Here is a 20899-nt window from a genome sequence, read left to right as displayed (position 1 = left end):
TATGAGCTGAATAATGGAGGCAGATGCAATGGCGACAATTAAAGATATCGCGCAGGAAGCGGGATTTTCGATTTCAACTGTTTCCCGCGTTTTAAATAACGATGAAAGCCTTTCTGTTCCTGATGAGACACGGGAGAAAATCTATGAAGCCGCGGAAAAACTCAATTACCGCAAGAAAACAGTAAGGCCGCTAGTGAAACATATTGCGTTTTTATATTGGCTGACAGATAAAGAAGAATTAGAAGATGTCTATTTTAAAACGATGAGATTAGAAGTAGAGAAACTGGCGAGAGCATTCAATGTCGACATGACCACTTATAAAATATCGGATGGAATCGAAAGCATTCCTGCACATTTAGAAGGGTTTATTGCCGTCGGAACATTTTCTGATGAAGAGCTGGCTTTTCTCAGAAATCTCACTGAAAACGGTGTGTTTATCGATTCAACTCCTGATCCCGATTATTTTGACTCGGTAAGGCCCGATTTAGCTCAAATGACAAGGAAGACGGTAAATATCCTGAGCGGGAAAGGGCATAAGAGCATCGGTTTTATCGGCGGCACATACAAAAATCCGAACACCAATCAGGACGAAATGGACATCCGTGAACAAACCTTTAGATCTTATATGAGGGAAAAAGACTTGCTGGACGAGTGCTATATTTTCTGTCATCGCGGGTTCTCTGTAGAAAACGGCTATCGTCTGATGACAGCAGCGATCGACACATTAGGCGATCAGCTTCCAACGGCTTTTTTGATCGCGGCGGACCCGATTGCAGTTGGCTGTCTGCAAGCCCTGAACGAAAAAGGAATTGCCATACCGAACAGGGTAAGCATTGTGAGCATCAACAACATCAGCTTTGCAAAGTATGTCTCACCCCCTCTGACAACGTTTCATATTGATATACATGAATTATGCAAAAATGCTGTTGAAATGCTGCTTGAACAAGTGCAGGACAAGAGAAGAACGGTAAAAACATTATATGTGGGCGCGGAATTAATCGTCAGAAAGAGTATGAATTAAGAATGGCTTAGGACACTAAGCTATTTTTTATTGGTGAAAAAATTTACTGATAGAAGTAAATAGTTTGTTTACATATTTTCTCAGCCGTGCTATATTATTTTTTTAAGCGCTTTCATTACTAGCGAAAGGGTGACAAACAATGAAAATGGCGAAAAAGTGTTCCGCACTCATGCTCTGTGCGGCTGTCAGTTTATCCTTGGCGGCTTGCGGCCCAAAGGAAAGCGGCAGCACCAAACCAAGCTCAAAAGGGGCAAAGCTTGTCGTGTGGGAGGATAAAGAAAAGAGCATCGGCATTAAAGGTGCCGTTGCCGCGTTTGAAAAAGAGCATGATGTGAAGGTCAAAGTCGTTGAAAAACCGTATGCCAAGCAGATTGAAGATTTGCGAATGGACGGACCGGCCGGCACGGGTCCTGACGTGTTAACCATGCCGGGTGACCAAATCGGAACGGCTGTCACGGAGGGATTACTCAAGGAATTACATGTTGAAAAGGACGTGCAATCGCTTTACACTGACACTTCCATCCAATCTCAAATGGTAGATCAAAAGCTTTATGGGCTGCCTAAAGCGGTCGAAACGACAGTGCTTTTTTACAACAAAGATCTTATTTCAGAGAAGGAATTGCCGCAAACGCTGGGGGAGTGGTACGACTATTCCAAAAAGACTGCTGACGGCAGCAAATTTGGCTTTTTAGCGTTATTTGATCAAATTTATTACGCGGAAAGTGTGATGAGCGGTTACGGCGGATATATTTTCGGAAAAGACAAAGATGGCAGCTATAACCCGTCAGACATCGGGATCAATAATGAAGGCGCTGTCAAAGGTGCGGCGCAGATTCAAAAGTTTTACAAGGATGGTTTATTCCCGGCAGGCATTATTGGAGAACAAGGGATAAACGTGCTGGAATCACTGTTCACAGAAGGAAAAGCCGCAGCGATTATCTCGGGCCCATGGAATGTAGACGCCTTTTCGAAAGCAGGAATCAATTATGGCATAACGAAACTGCCGGAACTGGAAAAGGGGAAAAACATGAGTTCCTTTATCGGCGTCAAAAGCTACAATGTCAGTGCGTTTTCAAAGAATGCGGAGCTGGCGCAGGAATTAGCCATTTTTCTTGCAAACGAAAAAAATGCTAAAACACGCTATGAAAAAACGAAAGAAGTTCCTGCTGTGAAATCCTTAGCCAATGATCCGGCTATTATGAAAAGCGAGGCGGCACGGGCTGTTACGGAACAAACCCGCTTCGCAGAGCTGACACCAAATATTCCGGAAATGAATGAAATATGGACGCCGGCTGATTCAGCATTACAGACGATTGCAACAGGAAAAGCAGATCCGAAACAAGCATTGGATCAAGCGGCTGAAACGGCTAAAGGACAAATCAAGGCAAAGCACAGCGGAAAATAAAGAGAAAGCTAGATTTGTATTGTGAGAGAGGTGAAAACGGTGCAGCATCGTCAAATCGCTTTGTTGCTGTCTATCATCCCGGGGTTCGGGCAATTTTATAACAAGCAATGGATAAAAGGTTTGGTCTTTCTTTTCCTAGGCGTATCGTTTTTTGCGGTCTTTGGAGATCTGCTCAATATGGGGTTTTGGGGAATTTTCACGTTGGGAACAGAGGTGCCGCGGGATCATTCCGTGTTTCTGCTGGCGGAAGGGATTATCGCTGTAATCGTGACCTGCTTTGGCCTTGCGGTGTATTATGTGAATCTTCGCGATGCGTTTCAAAGCGGAAAACAGCGCGATGAAAACAAGCCATTGAGCTCTCTCAAGGAACAATACCAACATATCATTTCTCATGGCTACCCTTATGTCGTCAGCGGACCATCTTTGTTTATTTTAATTTTCGCCGTCATTTTCCCCATCTTATTCAGCTTTGCACTAGCCTTTACGAACTATGATTTATATCATTCGCCTCCTGCTAAATTAATTGATTGGGTCGGTTTTCAAACCTTCTCAAACATTTTCACAGTTGATATTTGGAGGTCGACTTTTTTTGATGTGCTGGCTTGGACGGTGGTTTGGACACTTGCTGCATCCACACTGCAAGTCAGTTTGGGGATTTTTCTCGCGATTATTGTCAATCAGAAAGACATTCGTTTTAAACGTTTTTTCCGGACGATTTTGATTTTGCCATGGGCTGTTCCCGGTTTTGTGACGATTTTAATTTTTGCAGGGCTGTTTAATGATAGCTTCGGTGCGATGAATCATGATATCTTGGCTTTCTTCGGCATAGAGCCTCTTCCATGGATGACAGATGCCAATTGGTCGAGGCTTGCGCTGATTCTTATGCAGGGCTGGCTCGGGTTTCCGTACATCTTTCTCGTCTCAACAGGCGTCTTGCAGTCCATTCCGGACGATCTGTATGAAGCAGCCACGATTGATGGCGCTTCTGTTTTCTCGAAGCTGAGATACATCACGCTTCCGATGGTGTTCATTGCTATGGCTCCGATTATCATTACTCAGTTTACGTTTAATTTTAATAACTTTAATATTATCTATCTATTCAATGGCGGCGGTCCGGCGGTAACCGGGTCAACAGCCGGCGGGACAGATATCCTTGTTTCGTGGATTTACAAATTGACAATGCAGTCCAGTCAATATTCACTCGCCGCGGCTTTAACGATTTTATTATCTGTGTTTGTCATCTCTATCGCATTGTGGCAGTTCAGACGGACGAAGTCTTTTAAAGAGGAGGCATGAGGCATGCTGGCAGATATGAAGGTCAGAAAATGTATTCGTCTCCTTTTGTCTTACTTGTTGTTAGCCTGTATGGCGGCCATCATTGTTTATCCTCTCCTTTGGACGGCAGGCGCAAGCTTTAACCCCGGCAACAGCTTAATCAGCACATCCATCATTCCGAAGCATCCGACATTCGATCATTACAAGGAGTTATTTGCGGGCGAAGAAAGCCTTCAATATGTGCAGTGGTATCTCAACTCAATGAAGATCAGCCTGTTTACGATGGCGGGATCTTTGATCTGTGTGACGTTTACCGCCTATGCATTTTCGCGCTTTCGATTTAAAGGAAGGAAATACGCTTTAACCCTCTTTTTATTGCTGCAAATGATTCCTCAGTTTTCAGCTTTAATCGCCTTGTTTGTGCTGGCGCAAATCTTGGGGATGATCAATAGCCACTGGCTGTTAATCTTGCTTTATATCGGCGGCCTGATCCCGATGAATACGTATTTGATGAAAGGATACATGGATTCCATTCCGATGGATTTAGACGAAAGCGCCAAGATTGACGGGGCCGGCAGCACAAAAATCTTCTTCCAGATCATTCTGCCATTATCAAAACCGATGGCGGCAGTAGTCGCCATGAACGGCTTTACCGGCCCGCTCGGAGATTTTGTGCTGTCCTCAACGATATTGAGAACGCCAGAATCATATACATTGCCCGTAGGTCTATTCAATTTAGTGAATGATGTTATGGGAGCCAGCTATACAACATTTGCAGCCGGAGCCCTGCTTATCAGCATACCGGTTGCCATCATCTTTATCATGCTGCAAAAGCATTTTGTGTCCGGATTAACCGCTGGGGGAACAAAAGGGTAAGAGAATAAGGGGGAGAAAATAATGGCAAAGCTTGAAAAAACGTACGTTACTAAAGCGAAGTTTATGCTCCACGGAGGAGACTACAATCCTGATCAGTGGCTGGATCGGCCTGATATTTTAGCCGATGATATTAAGCTGATGAAGCTTTCTCATACGAATACGTTTTCTGTCGGCATTTTTGCATGGAGCGCGCTTGAGCCGGAAGAGGGCGTATATCAATTTGAATGGCTTGATGATATTTTTGAACGGATTCACAGCATAGGCGGCCGGGTCATATTAGCAACGCCAAGCGGAGCCCGTCCTGCCTGGCTGTCACAAACCTATCCTGAAGTGCTGCGGGTCAATGCCTCCCGCGTCAAACAGCTGCACGGCGGAAGGCACAACCACTGCCTTACATCTAAAGTCTACCGTGAAAAAACACGTCACATCAACCGGTTATTAGCAGAACGATACGGCAATCATCCGGCGCTGTTAATGTGGCATATTTCCAACGAATACGGAGGAGAGTGCCACTGCGACCAATGCCAGCATGCTTTCAGGGTGTGGCTGAAATCGAAATATGACAACAGCCTCAAGGCATTGAACCATGCGTGGTGGACTCCTTTTTGGAGCCATACATTTAATGATTGGTCACAAATTGAAAGCCCTTCGCCGATCGGTGAAAATGGCTTGCACGGTTTGAACTTAGACTGGCGCCGGTTCGTCACTGATCAAACGATTTCGTTTTATGAAAATGAAATCATCCCGCTGAAAGAACTGACGCCTGATATCCCTATCACAACGAACTTTATGGCTGACACACCGGATTTGATTCCGTATCAGGGCCTCGACTACAGCAAATTTGCGAAGCATGTCGATGTCATCAGCTGGGACGCTTATCCGGTCTGGCACAATGACTGGGAAAGCACAGCCGATTTGGCGATGAAGGCCGGCTTTATCAATGACATGTACCGCAGCCTAAAGCAGCAGCCTTTCTTATTAATGGAGTGTACGCCAAGCGCGGTCAATTGGCATAACGTCAATAAGGCGAAGCGCCCGGGCATGAATCTGCTGTCGTCTATGCAAATGATTGCCCACGGTTCAGACAGCGTACTCTATTTCCAATACCGTAAATCGCGCGGATCATCAGAAAAATTGCACGGGGCGATTGTTGATCATGATAATAGCCCGAAGAACCGGGTCTTTCAAGAAGTGGCCAAAGTCGGCGAAACATTAGAACAGCTTTCCGCGATTGTCGGAACGAATCGGCCCGCTGAAACTGCTATTTTATATGACTGGGAAAATCATTGGGCGCTCGAGGATGCTCAGGGTTTTGCGAAGGCGACAAAACGTTATGCGCAAACGCTTCAGCAGCATTACCGCACGTTCTGGGAACACGATATCCCTGTCGACGTCATCACAAAAGAACAAGATTTTTTATCATATAAACTGCTGATCGTCCCGATGCTTTATTTAATCAGCGAAGACACCATTTCCCGTTTAAAAGCGTTTACGGCTAATGGCGGCACCTTAGTCATGACATATATCAGCGGAATTGTGAACGAACATGACTTAACGTACACAGGCGGATGGCATCCGGATTTGCAAGCCATTTTCGGAATGGAGCCTCTTGAAACCGATACGCTGTACCCAAAGGATCGAAATGCTGTCAGTTATCGCAGCCAATCATATGAAATGAAGGATTATGCAACGGTGATTGATGTAAAGACGGCGTCTGCAGAAGCTTTGTATCAAGAAGATTTTTATGCGCGTACGCCAGCGGTGACAAGCCATCAATATCAGCGGGGCAAGGCGTATTTTATCGGTGCGCGTTTGGAGGATCAATTTCATCGGGATTTCTATGAAGGGCTGATCACAGACCTGTCTCTTTCTCCTGTTTTTCCGGTTCGGCACGGAAAAGGCGTCTCCGTACAAGCGAGGCAGGATCAGGATAATGATTACATTTTTGTAATGAATTTCACGGAAGAAAAACAGCTGGTCACGTTTAATCAGAGTGTGAAAGATATGATGACCGGAGAGATAGTATCTGGCGACCTGACGATGGAAAAATATGAAGTGAGAATCGTCGTAAACACACATTAGGCTGATGCCTCCGCTCGATATGGGCGGATTCTTTTTTATTGTATTTTGAAAGCGTTTACCAAGGAGTGAGAAGTGTCATGAAATGCAGCGTGAAAATGTTCTTTGCAGCTGCCATCGTGTGGAGTGTATTCAGTTCTACGGGATATGCCGCTGCCATTGGGGAGGAGAAACATGTGCCGAAGCCTCGGACAGAGGATCTTTTCGTTAAAAAAGTAGAGGGCATGAACAAGGACTTTATCAAAGGGGCAGATGTGTCCAGTGTTATTGCTTTAGAAAACAGCGGAGTCACCTTTTACAATACAAGCGGAAAACGCCAGGACATCTTTACAACCCTAAAACAAGCCGGCGTCAACTATGTTCGCGTCCGCATTTGGAATGATCCGTATGATTCACATGGCAGTGGATATGGAGGGGGAAACAATGATGTTCAAAAAGCCATTGAGATCGGAAAAAGAGCGACAGCGAATGGAATGAAGGTGCTGGCCGACTTTCATTATTCTGATTTCTGGGCCGATCCTGCGAAACAGAAGGCCCCCAAAGCTTGGGCGAATTTAAGCTTTGAAGCTAAAAAAACAAAGCTCTATGAGTATACGAAACAAAGCCTGCAAAAAATGATCAAGGAAGGCGTCGACATCGGCATGGTTCAGGTCGGAAATGAAACAACAGGGGCATTTGCGGGCGAAACCGATTGGGCGAAGATGAGTCAATTATTTAATGAAGGAAGCCGGGCGGTCAGAGAAACAGACCCAGGCATCTTGGTCGCGCTGCATTTTACCAATCCTGAAACAACTGGAAGGTATTCATTTATTGCAGAAACACTCCGCAAAAACAAAGTGGATTATGATGTGTTTGCCAGTTCTTATTATCCTTTCTGGCACGGCACATTGCAGAATTTGACCTCTGTGCTGAAGGCAGTTGCCGGGACGTACGGCAAAAAAGTCATGGTGGCGGAGACATCGTACACTTATACCGCTGAGGACGGTGATGGGCATGAAAATACAACGCCAAAAAGCGGGCAGACGCTGCCATATCCTATTTCCGTTCAAGGCCAGGCGAATGTGATAAGAGATGTGATGCAGGCCGTAGCGAATACAGGAACGGCGGGACTTGGCGTGTTCTATTGGGAGCCTGCGTGGATTCCAGTCGGGCCGAAAACACAGGTGGAGAAAAACAAAGTGTTATGGGAAACATTCGGTTCAGGATGGGCCTCGAGCTATGCCGCTGAATATGACCCAGAAGATGCCGGGAAGTGGTATGGGGGAAGTGCTGTGGATAACCAAGCTTTGTTTGATTTTAACGGACACCCGCTGCCTTCCTTGCAGGTATTTCAATATGCGGAGTCAGGCCATATTCCGAAAAAACGTTAAACAGAAAATCCTGAGATGTAACAAATCATTGTTGCGTCTCAGGGATCATTTTATGTCAAATCAACTAATATAAAACATTCGTCATCACTTTTATGATGGGCTTCCTTATGATCATGCAGGGATGTAAGAATTTGCTCTTTCAAGTCAGCGATAGGCAAATCGGGATGGTCCTTTAATAAATCAAATAAATAACATGACGCTGTAGGGTCCATCACGCCATCTGTATACAGCAGGAGCCTTCCGCCCTCCGTGTATGAAAGACTGCTTGACTGAAAGACTGTATCTTCAAACATCCCGATCGGAGGCGCGGTTGTATGCAGCGGATTTTGGGTTCCGCCGGCGCCCTGCCATAATGCCGGCGGATGCCCTGCATTGACATAATCAATTTTTTGCCGGGCTGTATCAATCTCGAGATAAATGGCTGTGCAATAATGTCTTGCTTCCTCATCATTTTGGAACAAGCTGTGAAGGTGGCGGTCTAATTCCTTCATGACTTTGCCGGGACTGAGACCTTGCGTGATCTGGCGCTGGAACAAAGGATGCAGAGACATCGTAATCAATGCAGATGAAATCCCATGCCCCATCACATCAAGAATAATAATGCCGTATCGATGTTCATCGATTTGATAAAATCCGTATAGATCACCCGATAATTCACTGGATGCTTTGTAATAAGCGTCAATCTGGATCTGGTCGTTTACAATCGGTTCAGTCAACGAGTTTTCCTGTGTTTTTCTGGCAAGCTCGAGCTCTCTTTTAGTGTTTAGTTTAAATTGCTGATTTTGTTTGTTGATCTCAAGAAGTTCTTCTTGTTTTGCCTTCAGCGCTTCCAAGGCCATTTCTAGCTCCGCATTGGCTTTCTGTTTGGCAAGCAAAGCTTCCTGAGCCGTGTTTCTGGCCATCAGCAGCTCATTTTCATATTCATTTCGCTTTCGCATCGGTATCAGAACACACTCGGTGACAGATAATCCGCCATCAGCTCTTGCAACAGCATTGACAAGGACGGGAATTTCTTCTCCATCTCTAGTTTGCAGAGAAATGTAGATTTCTTCAATGTGCTGCTCCAGTTTTAAAAGCGGCTCAAAATAGAGCTGGCAGAAAAGCTGTGCGGGAATTGTCAGGATCATATTCATATGCCGGCCGACAATCTCTTTCGGCTCATAATTCAGAATCTTGAGCAGGGTGCGGTTGACAGCTATGATTGAACCCTCTTCTGACAAAGTGAGGAAACCGCATGGTGCATCATTCAATTGTTTGTCCATTAAGAGGGTCACCTCTATCTCTTTCGTTCCTATATCACGAGCGCTTTCAAATAATCGCTGATCAGCTGGATCGTCTCTTCAGGATGGCTCATGTGGGGGCAATGCCCGCGAGCCTCCATTTGTTTCAGTGTACTATAAGGAAGATGCTTATGCATATACTCGCCTACTGCGGCCGGTGCGATGATATCGTCCGCGCATTGGAGAATCAGAGAGGGAACCGTTACCTTCGAAAGATTCTCCCGGTGATCAGAAAAAAACGCGGCTTTCGCGAATTGGCGGGCAATTACAGGGTCAGTAGAACAAAAACGGTTTTCAAGCTCTTCCCTGATTTCAGGCCGATCTGGCTGATTCAGAACGGTTGCTGCGAATACAGTTGCCCAGCCTATGTAATTTTTCTCCATCATCTCCAGCAAACCACGGAGCTGTTCCTCCTCAAATCCTCCGTAATACTCAGGCGGATCATTCAAATAGCAAGGAGAAGGCCCCACCATCACCAGATGGGAAAAAAGCGCCGGACGGCGGATGGAAGCAAGCATCCCAATCACAGCCCCGACAGAGTGCCCCACAAACACGGTGTCTTCCAGATCTAAAGCTTCACAAACATCAAGAACATCTTGGGCATAGCCTTCAAGTGTCTGGTAACGATCCGGGTCATATGCGTGCAAGTCTGAATGTCCCGAACCGACGTAATCAAATAAAATGACCCGATGATCTTCTTCGAAGGCCGGGGCCACGGCATTCCACACACTTTGATCACATCCAAAACCAGATGCGAAAATGATAGATGTTTTGCCGCTTCCCTTCATCTTCACATCATTTCGAGACAAAATCGCATCGTTCATGATTGGCTCCTTTCAGCTGGAAAGTAAAATAAATTTCAATATGTATATCATAACACTCACGGTTTGAAGAGTGTGTCTTTCTATGAAAGTATATAGCAGTTTAAAAGAAAGAGGACATCCGGCATAGGCGAGCTGGAAAAATTGGAAGATGTAGAGGAGGGATGACCTAGACTTGAGAAAGAATATGACATTTGTCACCCACCATCATGACACCTCATACTAACATCATCTTCTCCGTCATTTTACAATCATTATAAGCTATCAGGAGGTGTTCATGTGATGAATGAGGCAGTATCAGTAAGCAATGTGACAAAACAATTCCAGCAAAAAACAGCTGTAAACAACATCAGCTTCAGCATTAAAAAAGGAGAAATTGCAGCCATTCTCGGGCCGAATGGGGCAGGGAAGACGACCGTTATCTCCATGATATTAGGATTGCTGAAACCAAGCGAGGGAGACATCAAACTATTTAACCGGGTTCCCGGTGATCAACAGGTGCGGGAAAAAATAGGGGTGATGCTGCAGGAAGTGAGCGTCATGCCTGGACTGAAGGTGTATGAAATCCTCGAGCTCTTCCGAAGCTATTATCCAAATCCATTGTCTATGAAAGAACTCGTTTCGTTAACAGCACTCACAAAAGAAGACTTGAAAACGAGGGCAGAAAAATTATCCGGCGGACAAAAACGCCGTTTGAGCTTTGCTTTGGCTCTTGCCGGGAACCCCGAGCTGCTCATATTCGATGAACCGACAGTCGGAATGGACACATCATCAAGACATCGATTCTGGCAGACCATTCATGGGCTCGCGGACCAAGGAAAAACAATTATTTTTTCAACCCATTATTTACAGGAAGCAGATGATGCCGCGCGGCGAATCTTATTTTTTGCTGACGGACGGCTTGTGGCGGACGACTCGCCAATGCAAATCCGCTCAAGGATCCAAAAACAGTCTGTTTCCTTTACGCTGCATTCAGATGAATCATTGGAAAAGCTGTCTCGTCATCCGATCGTAGAGCGAGTGATCCAAAAGCAACAGAGAACCATCATCCAAACATCAAATACAGACAAAGTGTTAGCACTGATTTTTCAAGAAAACATACAAGCATGCGATATTCGAATTGAGCAAGGAACGCTCGATGAGGCATTTCGCCAGCTGGCTGACGGAAATAGGGAGGCGATGTGAGTGAATATGCTGCAAAAGCAAAGCGCAGCCGAAATGAAAAGGGTGCTTCGGAATAAGTATTTTGTGTTTTGGTCTCTGATGATGCCGATTGCCTTTTATTATCTCTTTACTAATGTAGTGAATACGGGCGCCTCTGATCAACGTGCATGGGACGCTCATTACTTAATGTCAATGACAGTCTTCAGCGTAATGGGATCCTCTATCATGACGCTTGGAATCCGTATGGTTCAAGAACGGTCGCAAGGCTGGACTGCCTTTATCCGCATTACGCCTCTTCCGGATCATATCTATTTATCAGCTCAGATGATCGGTCAAAGTGTGATTCACATCTTATCTATTACCGTCATTTTTCTTTGCGGCGCAATTATCAATGACATCGACTTGTCCCCGTTTGAATGGATCATGAGCGGACTGTGGATTTTGTTTGGCGCATTGCCGTTTTTAGCATTAGGCACACTAATCGGCCTTATGAGAAAAGTAGAAACAGCAGCTGGAATCAGTAATGTGCTTTACATGCTGCTGGCTTTAGGCGGAGGCATGTGGATGCCGTTTGAGGTTATGCCTGACATGATGCAGAATATTGGCCGGTGGCTTCCGTCTTATCATTTCGGGAACGGAGCGTGGGAACTTGTCCGGGGCGGGGGCCCATCATGGGAAAATATTCTGATACTAATCGCTTATTTGATGCTCTTCATGCTACTATCTAAGTATATAAGAAGAAAACAAGAAGCGGTGTAATACATGAAAATCTTAAGAACTATATTCCCTAAGCAATTCGGGTTTTTCCCTTATATCTTTCTGGTGTATACCATCATGCCGTTTCTTTCTTTATTGAGAGAAACAGGCGTCAAACAGGTGATTGGATATGGCATGCTGCTCTTTTTTGTCATGGCATATCGCCAGTTGTTCTGCAGCGCGGGCAGAGATTCATTTACGTATTGGCTTCTCGTGCAAATGGCGGTTATTTTCATCTATAGTGTGTTTTACAATATCACCTATATCTATTTAGGTTTTTTTCCGGCAAACTTTGTTGGTTATTACAAAGAGAAAACAAAGTTTAACCGTGCGTTCTGCGGTTTAATCTTTATGTTGCTTTTTCCGTGTTTTTATCAATTTCTCGCGAATTCGGTTTCGCTCCGGGAGCTTTTTTCTGTTCTCCCGTTTCTCGTCATCATGCTCATTTCTCCATTCGGCATCCGTTCTATGTTTCGGAGAATTGAACTTGAAACCCAACTTGCCCAAGCCAACGAACAGATAAAAGAACTCTCCAAAAGGGAGGAGCGTGTTCGAATCGCCCGTGATCTTCACGATACCCTCGGCCATACCCTGTCGCTCCTTACGTTAAAAAGCCAGCTGATTCAGCGGCTGGCAACATCTGATTCAGAACGGACCCGGCTTGAAGCAAAAGAAATGGAAATCAGTTCACGCGCCGCACTCAAGCAGGTTCGTGAGCTTGTTTCTGATATGAGAACGGCCACGATGGCGGAGGAACTCGCCAACATTCAGCACATATTAAGAACGGGGAACATTACCTTTCAATATGAAGGTGACGAAGACTTTTCAGCAATATCTCCCGTCACGCAAAATATTATCAGCATGTGTATGCGGGAAGCAGTGACCAATATCATCAAGCACAGCAAAGCAACCCACTGCGCCATCACCATTTCTCGGTTTGCTGACAAAATGAGAGTTGTGATACGGGATGACGGAAAGGGAGCGGCAAAGGAGAATACGTTTGGGAATGGCCTGCGGGGAATGGAAGAACGGCTGATGCTCATTGAAGGAGGATTAACGCTTTCAGCACAGAACGGAACGGTTTTGACACTGACGATTCCGCTTATTAAAAAAGCAGATTGATAGGAGGACGAAAAGAATGATTCGTCTGTTTATTGCTGAGGACCAGCGAATGCTTTTAGGCGCTCTGGGATCTCTGCTGGATTTAGAAGAGGATATGGAAGTCATCGGACAAGCACTAAACGGGGAAGAAGCGTTAAAAGCCATTCTGAAGCTGGAACCGGATGTATGCATCATGGACATTGAAATGCCGGTTCGAAGCGGGCTGGATGTGGCAGAGGAATTAATGCAAAAAGGCTGCGGCAGCAAGGTCATTATTTTAACCACTTTTGCCCGTCCCGGATATTTTGAACGCGCCGTCAAAGCCGGCGTACATGGCTATCTGCTGAAAGACGGCGAAATTGACGATTTGGCCGACGCCATCCGAAAGTGTGTAAAGGGAAAACGGGTCTTCAGCCCGGAGCTGACGTTTAATATGATGCGAGACGAAAATCCGCTCACCGTAAGAGAACAAGAAATTCTGCGGCTGGCGGCTTTAGGCAAGACAACAAAAGATATTACGCTCGAACTCTATTTATCACAAGGCACAGTCCGAAATTACATTTCAGAAATCATCCAAAAGCTCAATGCGAAAAATCGGACAGAAGCCGCCAGCATCGCTGAGGAAAAGGGCTGGATTTAACCATATGTTTTCAGCATCATGGCACTCCTGAGGGATCAGGGGTGTTTTTATAAGCCTGCAAATGAAATTATACCCAGAAAACCCTTTCCTTCCTTTGTCAGAATAGTGTACGATATTGATAGAAGTTGTTATGTTCAGGTCATCAGATGACCAGATCACATATTGGGGATGAAAGAGGGGTTCATCATGAAAGTCTCACTTTTTGTCACTTGTCTTGTTGATATGTTTCAAACAAATGTTGGAAAAGCAACGGTGGAACTGCTGGAGCGCCTTGGATGTGAGGTGGATTTTCCGGAGGGGCAGATCTGCTGCGGGCAGCCGGCTTATAACAGCGGCTATGTGAATGACGCCAAAAAAGCAATGAAACGGATGATCGAAACGTTTCAGGATTCAGAATATGTCGTCAGCCCTTCCGGTTCCTGCACCACGATGTTCAGGGAGTATCCGCACCTGTTTCAGAATGATCCGAAATGGGCCGACAAAGCGCAAAAGCTCGCGGATAAAACGTATGAACTGACTGATTTTATCGTGAACGTCCTTGGGATCGAAGATGTCGGCGCAAGCCTTCATACTAGAGCGACCTTACATACGTCGTGCCATATGACAAGGCTGCTCGGAGTTCGGGAGGAGCCGATGAAGCTTCTCAGCCATGTGAAGGGCTTAGAGTTCACAGCGCTTCCGGGGAAACACAACTGCTGCGGATTCGGAGGAACGTTCTCCGTCAAAATGGCGCAGATCTCTGAGCAGATGGTCGATGAAAAAGTCGCATGCGTGGAGGATACGGGAGCAGAGGTGCTGATCGGCGCTGACTGCGGCTGTTTGATGAATATCGGGGGGCGGCTTGACCGAAAAGACAAGAATGTCAAAGTGATGCACATCGCCGAAGTGCTCAACAGCAGATAAAACTGGATTCAGAGGGGGAAAGGATCATGGCGATGAAAATCGGTACTGACGCTTTCAATGAGCGGGTATCACAGGGGATCGATAATGAATTTATGAGGGGCGCTGTTTCAGGAGCGCAGGAACGTCTGCGGACACGGCGCCTTGAAGCAGCCGAAGAGCTGGGAAACTGGGAAGACTGGCGCTCGTTGTCAGAGGAAATCAGGAAGCATGTCCTTGAAAACCTCGATTTCTATCTCGGACAGCTTGCCGAAAATGTGGCGAAACGAGGCGGGCATGTTTATTTCGCGGAAACATCGGAAGAGGCGTCTTCTTATATCCGCGATGTCATTCAAAAGAAGAACGGGAAGAAAATCGTTAAATCAAAATCAATGGTTACAGAGGAAATCAATCTGAATGAGGTGCTGGAACAGGAAGGCTGTGAAGTCGTCGAAACCGACCTCGGCGAATATATTTTACAGATTGATGATCACGATCCGCCGTCACATATCGTAGCGCCCGCCCTTCATAAAAATAAAGAGCAAATACGCGATGTGTTTAAAGAAAGGCTGGATTATCAACATACAGAAAAACCGGAAGAGCTTGTGATGCATGCGCGCGCCATCCTCCGGGAAAAGTTTCTGGAAGCCGATATCGGCATTACCGGCTGTAACTTCGCCATCGCTGACTCGGGTTCTGTCAGCCTCGTGACCAATGAAGGAAATGGACGGCTTGTGAGCACCTTGCCGAAAACACAAATCACCGTGATGGGAATGGAGCGGATTGTCCCGTCATTTTCTGAATTTGAAGTGCTTGTCAGCATGCTGACAAGAAGTGCTGTCGGGCAGCGGCTGACAAGTTATATTACAGCACTGACAGGCCCGAAGCTGGAAGGGGAGGTGGACGGGCCGGAGGAATTCCATCTTGTCATTGTTGATAATGGCCGGTCCAACATTCTCGGAACGGAATTCCAGTCTGTGCTGCAATGTATCCGCTGTGCCGCCTGTATCAATGTCTGCCCCGTGTACCGCCATGTCGGCGGACACTCTTACGGCTCAATCTATTCGGGGCCGATCGGAGCGGTTTTATCGCCGCTGCTTGGCGGTTATGACGATTATAAGGAGCTGCCGTACGCATCTACACTTTGCGCGGCTTGTTCAGAAGCCTGCCCGGTCAAAATTCCGCTTCATGAGCTGCTCCTCAAGCATCGCCAGAACATCGTCGAAAAAGAAGGCAGGGCGCCGATCAGTGAAAAGCTTGCGATGAAAGCATTTGGGCTTGGCGCATCCTCTTTGCCGCTTTATAAAATGGGCTCAAAATGGGCGCCGGCCGCGATGACGCCTTTTACAGAGGGTGAAAAAATGTCGAAAGGACCCGGCCCGCTCAAAAGCTGGACACAGATCCGCGATTTCCCGGCACCGCATAAATCGAGATTCAGAGACTGGTTTACAGACAGAGAAACAAGTGAACGCACGAAGGAGGAACAGTGATGACGAAGGGAACCGTTCAGAATCAGGAGAGCTTTTTAAACCGGATCGCATCACGCCTTGGCCGTGAAAGAAGAACAGGAGGCGTGGCAGTCCCAGAGTGGGCGCATCAGCCGCAATATCAAACACTTGAAGGATACTCAGCGGATGACTTGGTCACAGTGCTCAAAAACCATTGCGTCAAAATCCATACAGAGCTGATTGAAACCGATTCAACCGGTCTCTGCGATGCCCTGCGCGAGCAAGTCAGCCGGTTTTCCGGAGGTCCTGTTATCCTTCCAAAGGACCCCCGCTTTGAAGCATACGGGCTAAAAAGCTTGCTCACCAAAGACTGGCCGAGCGATGGAACGCCGGTCTGGGAGTGGGATGCTGACAAAGGCGAAGAAAATATCAAAAAAGCGGAGCAAGCCAATGTAGGAATTACATTCAGTGAAATCACACTGGCCGAGTCGGGGACGGTTGTCCTCTTCTCCTCAAAAGATATCGGCCGGTCTGTCAGCCTTCTGCCGACGACCTATATTGCGATTATGCCAAAGTCAAGCATTGTGCCGAGAATGACGCAAGCCAGTGATATCATCCGCCAAAATATTGCGGACGGCGTTACTGTTCCCTCCTGCATCAACTACATTACCGGACCGAGCAACTCAGCCGATATCGAAATGGATTTGGTCGTCGGGGTGCACGGACCTGTAAAAGCAGCATACATTCTCGTCTCTGACCGCTAACCTCAAAAGCCCGGCATATGCCGGGCTTTCAGCGTGTCGACAAACCCTCGCATTCGTTGTCAGGCAGCGTCCTGCTCAAACGCCTCTGTCACCGCATCCTGCGGAAGTCTGATTCAATGCTCATTCTTCCTAGACTTCAAAGGTTTTCAATCACGCTGAAAAAACTTCAACTTCCAATTGTTTGGCCGATGAGAAGAGTATGACTTGAAAAAGGAGGAAATGCGATGAAAAAATGGCTGATCGCAGCTGTTTCACTGGCGATTGCGATCATTCTGTTTATGTATTCAAACGCAGAAGCGAAAGCCGCTGGCATGACAGTAGGCTACACAACTCGGGATACGGACTCATACAATTCTCTTGTGAAATATCATACATACATGAATTCGATCGCCACAGATACGTTTGCGTTTGAAAAAAACGGACACATCATTGGCGATGCCCCAAGCAAGCAGCTGACTTATGCGAAAAAGAATAAAATCAAGACATGGGCTGTGATTTCAAATTATAATGACGCCATTTATGATTTTGACGGTGATTTAGCGAGCCGGGTCATGAGTAATAAAACAGCGAAAAAACGATTCACAGATCAGCTGATAGCACTGGCTAAAAAGCACTTATACTACGGTATCAATATCGATTTTGAAGCGGTGAATCCAGAAGACCGGTCCAAATATTCACGCTTCATTCAAGATGTCTCACAGGCGCTGAAAAAGAAACAGATCAAAACAATGGTTTCCGTTCCGGCCAAAAGCGCCGATGATCAAAACGATGACTGGAGCTGGCCGTATGATTATGCGAAAATCGGTCAATATGCCGATTATGTGCAAGTCATGACTTACGACGAACACGGCATTTGGGGCGAGCCGGGATCGGTGGCGAGCACAGGCTGGATCAAAAGCTCCCTGCAGTTTTCAGTTAAAAAGATCAAAGCCAATAAAGTCATCATGGGAATCCCTGCGTACGGCTATGACTGGGATGTGAAAGACGGAAGCGGCAGCACAATGAGAGCATGGAATGAACTCAAGCCCCTGATCAAAAAGCAGAAAGTAAAGCCGATATTCAACAAAAAATCAGGTTCGATGACGTTTTCTTACGTTGACAAAAAGCAGCATAAACATGTCGTGTGGTATGAAAATGAAAAAACCGTCCAAACGAAAAGCCATCTGGCAAAGCAATACAAAATAGCAGGTGTCTCAGTCTATGCATTAGGAAACGAGTCAGAATCCTTTTGGAAAGCCATTCAAAAAGGGGTAAAATAACCATTTCTTTTTTCTCTGAGGTTATTGACAGGGAAAAAAGAAGCACGTATATTATGTTAGTATATTCAGAACATAAAATTTCAGTTTTTCAGAAAACGAAAACACATAGATTGGGAGCAGTAAAAGAAGTAATCAGAAAAGAGAGCTGCGGGGCGGTGTGACGCAGCCTGATTTTTCTTTGAACTCGCCCGGGAGTGGTAAGACGAAACGGAATAGATTGAATATTCCCCATGTTTTAACGGCTAACCTTCGTTACAGGTCAAAAGCTGGATTCTTCATAAGAATCAACAAGAGTGGTACCGCGGTCAGCCTAAGGCTCGTCGTCTCTTTATCTATTAGATAAGAGGCGGCGGGCTTTTTTGTTTTTGAAAACGAGAAGGAGAGGTAGTAGAGGATGAAAAAAGACAATCAGACGTTAAAGCGCACGATGACGTCCCGCCATATTATGATGATGGCACTGGGCGGAGCAATCGGCGCAGGTTTATTTAAAGGGAGCAGTTCGGCGATCGATGTGGCGGGGCCATCTGTCATTATCGCATACCTGCTCGGCGGTATTATTTTGCTGTTTATTATGCAGGGGCTCGCGGAAATGGCTGTGCGCAACCGAAACGCAAGAACCTTCCGGGATCTTGTCCAGCAGGTATTAGGAAATTACGCTGCTTATTTCTTGGACTGGATATACTGGAAAATGTGGGTGCTCAACATTGCGGCTGAAGCTGTTGTCGCTGCGATCTTTATTCAATATTGGCTGCCGGGCTGCCCGATTTGGGTCCTGGCATTAGGGATATCTCTTATTGTCACGGTTGTGAATTTGCTTTCTGTTAAAATCTTCGCCGAAACCGAATATTGGCTGGCGATGATCAAGATTACCGTTATTATTATTTTTATTATATTAGGATTGTTGCTCTTATTTGTATCATTCGGTGATCATACAGCTGCCGGGTTCTCAAACCTGACAGAGCACGGCGGATTTTTCCCGAACGGAGGCACAGGGCTGATTACGGCGATGCTAGTCGTGATCTACTCTTACGGCGGTACAGAAATTATTGGTGTAACGCTTGCTGAGACAAAAAATCCTGAAAAGGTTGTCCCGAAAGCTGTCCGCAGCACTCTAACACGGATTGTCACGTTCTATCTGCTGCCGTTTTTTATCATTGTCAGCCTGATTCCATGGAATCAAGTCAACTCCGTTCCGGAAAGTCCTTTCGTCATGGTCTTTAAAATGGTAGGCATTCCGGGTGCGGATCATATCATGAACGCAGTCATCCTGCTTGCGATCATTTCTTCAATGAATTCAGGTTTATACGGGTCGTCCCGCATTTTGTATACACAGGCAAGTGACGGAAGGCTCCCGAAAATCTTTTCGAAACTTTCATCGAAAAACGTACCGATGTTTGCGATTCTGATGTGCACTTCCTCCCTATATATTGGCGTATTGATTTCTCTGTTCGCGGGAAGCCAAACGTTTAATTACTTAATGGGGTCATTGGGATATACCGTATTATTCATCTGGCTGATCATCGGATTCGCCCATTTGAAATCAAGAAAATACCAAACAGAAACACCGGCTTATTATGTAAAGTTGTTCCCATACACGACATGGTTTGCGATTCTGGCATTACTCGCTATTCTGATTGGAGTCATTATGACAACGTCAATTGTGATGACCAGCATTACTGCGGCGATCTATCTTTTGATTACGATTGTGTATTTGATCAAAGGACGTAAGCATCAGTAAATAAGAAACCTCTTGTCACATCCGACAAGAGGTTTTTACTATTGTGCAGCCTTCTCTTTTACACCAATCGCCGCCGCTTTCTGTGCTTTTGATTTTGAATTCACGAGGCAGATACTCGTTACAATCAGCAGCAGCCCTGCCAAGAGGCTTAAGGTCAGCGGTTCATGCAGGAAAATGGAGCTGGCCACGATCGAAATGAGCGGAATCAAAAAAGTGTAGGAAGCGACCTTGCTTGCTTCCCCTGAACCGACAAGCGTAAAAAAGACAAGCCAGCCGAGTGCGATAACGAAGACAGAGATGAACAGCAGGCTGGTGATAAACGGAACTGTCCATTGTATCGCCGAAAAGCTTTCTGTCGAAAATCCGGATAAAAGCAGAAACACGCTTCCGATCGTCAGCTGCAAAGCGACCATCCAGATGGAATCGACGCGGCTGCCTGTTTTTTTCATAAATACTGTTCCTAACGCCCAGCTGAGTGCGGAGCCGAGGGCCAGCAGAACCCCAATGACAGAAATATGCCCGCCAAAACCCGCGGCGCTGATGACAGCTACTCCCGCAAAACCGAGGATCAGCCCGATCACTTTCATTGCAAACATCGATTCACCGAGCCACAGCCAAGAAAACACGCCCATCAGCACCGGCTGAAAGAAGACGATTGCGGAAAACAGGCCGGCCGGAAGGTAATTCAGCCCGATCGTTTGCAGCCCATAGAATAACGTAATATTTAAAAGTGCAGAAACAAGATAAATCGGCCACGTTTCTTTAAAACGCAATTTATGAATACGCGGCAGTGCGACAATGACTAATAAAATCCCGCCAATCAGCGTCCGGATGCCCGCGAACAATAGCGGCGGCGAATAGGCGAGCGCTGCTTTGGACAGCGGCCAATTGATGCCCCACATGATGACGAGAAAGGCGAGCAGGAGCGCTGTCCGCGTTTTTGAGAGCTGTTTCACTATTTCAATCACTCCTTGTAGAACTTTTCCATTATGATACTGTAGAATATAAGATAAATAAAATGAA

At 46.1% G+C, this 20899-nt stretch carries 18 protein-coding genes and 1 other annotated feature; of the genes, 15 read left to right on the top strand and 3 right to left on the bottom strand.

All coding sequences use genetic code 11. From position 1 onward, the window contains the following. The first annotated feature begins 28 nt into the window (after positions 1 to 28). The 6 genes from ganR to ABZM97_RS17665 all read left to right on the top strand — a co-directional run bounded on the left by ganR (position 29) and on the right by ABZM97_RS17665 (position 8026). A complete protein-coding gene (ganR, locus tag ABZM97_RS17690; protein ID WP_087993499.1) occupies positions 29 to 1021 on the top strand; it encodes a galactan degradation operon transcriptional regulator GanR in 993 nt (330 codons plus the stop codon). A 139-nt stretch (positions 1022 to 1160) separates the two neighbouring features. Continuing rightward, positions 1161 to 2426 (top strand): extracellular solute-binding protein, encoded by a 1266-nt coding sequence (locus ABZM97_RS17685; RefSeq protein ID WP_253268581.1) that lies wholly within the window; start codon positions 1161 to 1163, stop codon positions 2424 to 2426. 39 nt (positions 2427 to 2465) lie between these two features. Further along, positions 2466 to 3722 (top strand): arabinogalactan oligomer ABC transporter permease GanP, encoded by a 1257-nt coding sequence (ganP, locus tag ABZM97_RS17680; RefSeq protein WP_087993497.1) that lies wholly within the window; start codon positions 2466 to 2468, stop codon positions 3720 to 3722. Between the two features lie 3 nt (positions 3723 to 3725). Next, positions 3726 to 4577, top strand: coding sequence for an arabinogalactan oligomer ABC transporter permease GanQ (ganQ, locus tag ABZM97_RS17675; protein ID WP_367387033.1), 852 nt, complete (start codon positions 3726 to 3728; stop codon positions 4575 to 4577). A gap of 18 nt (positions 4578 to 4595) precedes the next feature. Continuing rightward, positions 4596 to 6659 carry a beta-galactosidase GanA gene (ganA, locus tag ABZM97_RS17670; protein ID WP_202328234.1) on the top strand — a complete coding sequence of 688 codons (2064 nt, stop codon included), beginning with the start codon at positions 4596 to 4598 and terminating at the stop codon, positions 6657 to 6659. A 77-nt stretch (positions 6660 to 6736) separates the two neighbouring features. Further along, positions 6737 to 8026, top strand: a complete 1290-nt coding sequence (locus tag ABZM97_RS17665; RefSeq protein ID WP_202328006.1) for an arabinogalactan endo-1,4-beta-galactosidase — start codon at positions 6737 to 6739, stop codon at positions 8024 to 8026. Between the two features lie 50 nt (positions 8027 to 8076). Here ABZM97_RS17665 and ABZM97_RS17660 read toward each other — a convergent pair whose 3' ends face one another. Further along, on the bottom strand, positions 8077 to 9288 hold the full coding sequence (locus ABZM97_RS17660; protein WP_087993494.1) for a PP2C family protein-serine/threonine phosphatase: 1212 nt from the start codon (positions 9286 to 9288) through the stop codon (positions 8077 to 8079). A 29-nt stretch (positions 9289 to 9317) separates the two neighbouring features. Continuing rightward, positions 9318 to 10130 carry an alpha/beta fold hydrolase gene (locus ABZM97_RS17655; RefSeq protein ID WP_367387032.1) on the bottom strand — a complete coding sequence of 271 codons (813 nt, stop codon included), beginning with the start codon at positions 10128 to 10130 and terminating at the stop codon, positions 9318 to 9320. Positions 10131 to 10406: 276 nt separating this feature from the next. Between ABZM97_RS17655 and ABZM97_RS17650 the strand changes: the two genes are divergently transcribed. The 9 genes from ABZM97_RS17650 (at position 10407) to ABZM97_RS17610 (ending at position 19876) form a co-directional block, all read left to right on the top strand. After that, positions 10407 to 11312: an ABC transporter ATP-binding protein gene (locus tag ABZM97_RS17650; protein ID WP_087993492.1), complete on the top strand. Its 906-nt coding sequence runs from the start codon at positions 10407 to 10409 to the stop codon at positions 11310 to 11312. Beyond that, on the top strand, positions 11313 to 12050 hold the full coding sequence (locus ABZM97_RS17645) for an ABC transporter permease (RefSeq protein ID WP_087993491.1): 738 nt from the start codon (positions 11313 to 11315) through the stop codon (positions 12048 to 12050). 3 nt (positions 12051 to 12053) lie between these two features. Then, positions 12054 to 13169 (top strand): sensor histidine kinase, encoded by a 1116-nt coding sequence (locus tag ABZM97_RS17640; RefSeq protein WP_141113429.1) that lies wholly within the window; start codon positions 12054 to 12056, stop codon positions 13167 to 13169. 16 nt (positions 13170 to 13185) lie between these two features. Then, entirely contained in the window at positions 13186 to 13788 is a 603-nt protein-coding gene (yvfU, locus tag ABZM97_RS17635) for a two-component system response regulator YvfU (protein WP_087993490.1), read from the top strand. 186 nt (positions 13789 to 13974) lie between these two features. Continuing rightward, the gene (gene lutA, locus ABZM97_RS17630) at positions 13975 to 14691 is read left to right on the top strand and encodes a lactate utilization iron-sulfur protein LutA (protein WP_087993489.1); all 717 of its coding nucleotides are present in this window, start codon (positions 13975 to 13977) and stop codon (positions 14689 to 14691) included. Positions 14692 to 14717: 26 nt separating this feature from the next. After that, complete coding sequence (gene lutB / locus ABZM97_RS17625; protein WP_087993488.1) at positions 14718 to 16157, top strand: lactate utilization iron-sulfur protein LutB; 1440 nt, start codon at positions 14718 to 14720, stop codon at positions 16155 to 16157. Beyond that, positions 16157 to 16879 (top strand): lactate utilization protein LutC, encoded by a 723-nt coding sequence (gene lutC, locus ABZM97_RS17620; protein ID WP_202328008.1) that lies wholly within the window; start codon positions 16157 to 16159, stop codon positions 16877 to 16879. The genes lutB and lutC overlap by 1 nt, the downstream gene beginning before the upstream one ends. Before the next feature lie 224 nt (positions 16880 to 17103). Further along, entirely contained in the window at positions 17104 to 18138 is a 1035-nt protein-coding gene (locus ABZM97_RS17615) for a glycosyl hydrolase family 18 protein (RefSeq protein ID WP_202328009.1), read from the top strand. Positions 18139 to 18235: 97 nt separating this feature from the next. Continuing rightward, positions 18236 to 18469: a binding site (T-box leader), on the top strand. 63 nt (positions 18470 to 18532) lie between these two features. After that, positions 18533 to 19876: an amino acid permease gene (locus tag ABZM97_RS17610; protein ID WP_087993484.1), complete on the top strand. Its 1344-nt coding sequence runs from the start codon at positions 18533 to 18535 to the stop codon at positions 19874 to 19876. 38 nt (positions 19877 to 19914) lie between these two features. Here ABZM97_RS17610 and ABZM97_RS17605 read toward each other — a convergent pair whose 3' ends face one another. Continuing rightward, a complete protein-coding gene (locus ABZM97_RS17605; protein WP_087993483.1) occupies positions 19915 to 20832 on the bottom strand; it encodes a DMT family transporter in 918 nt (305 codons plus the stop codon). Between the last annotated feature and the right edge of the window lie 67 nt (positions 20833 to 20899).

Origin of the sequence: Bacillus vallismortis (assembly GCF_040784915.1) — a bacterium.
GTDB lineage: Bacteria > Bacillota > Bacilli > Bacillales > Bacillaceae > Bacillus > Bacillus subtilis_G.
Note: the sequence above shows the minus strand (reverse complement) of the source record. Positions and strands in the feature narration are given on the sequence as shown.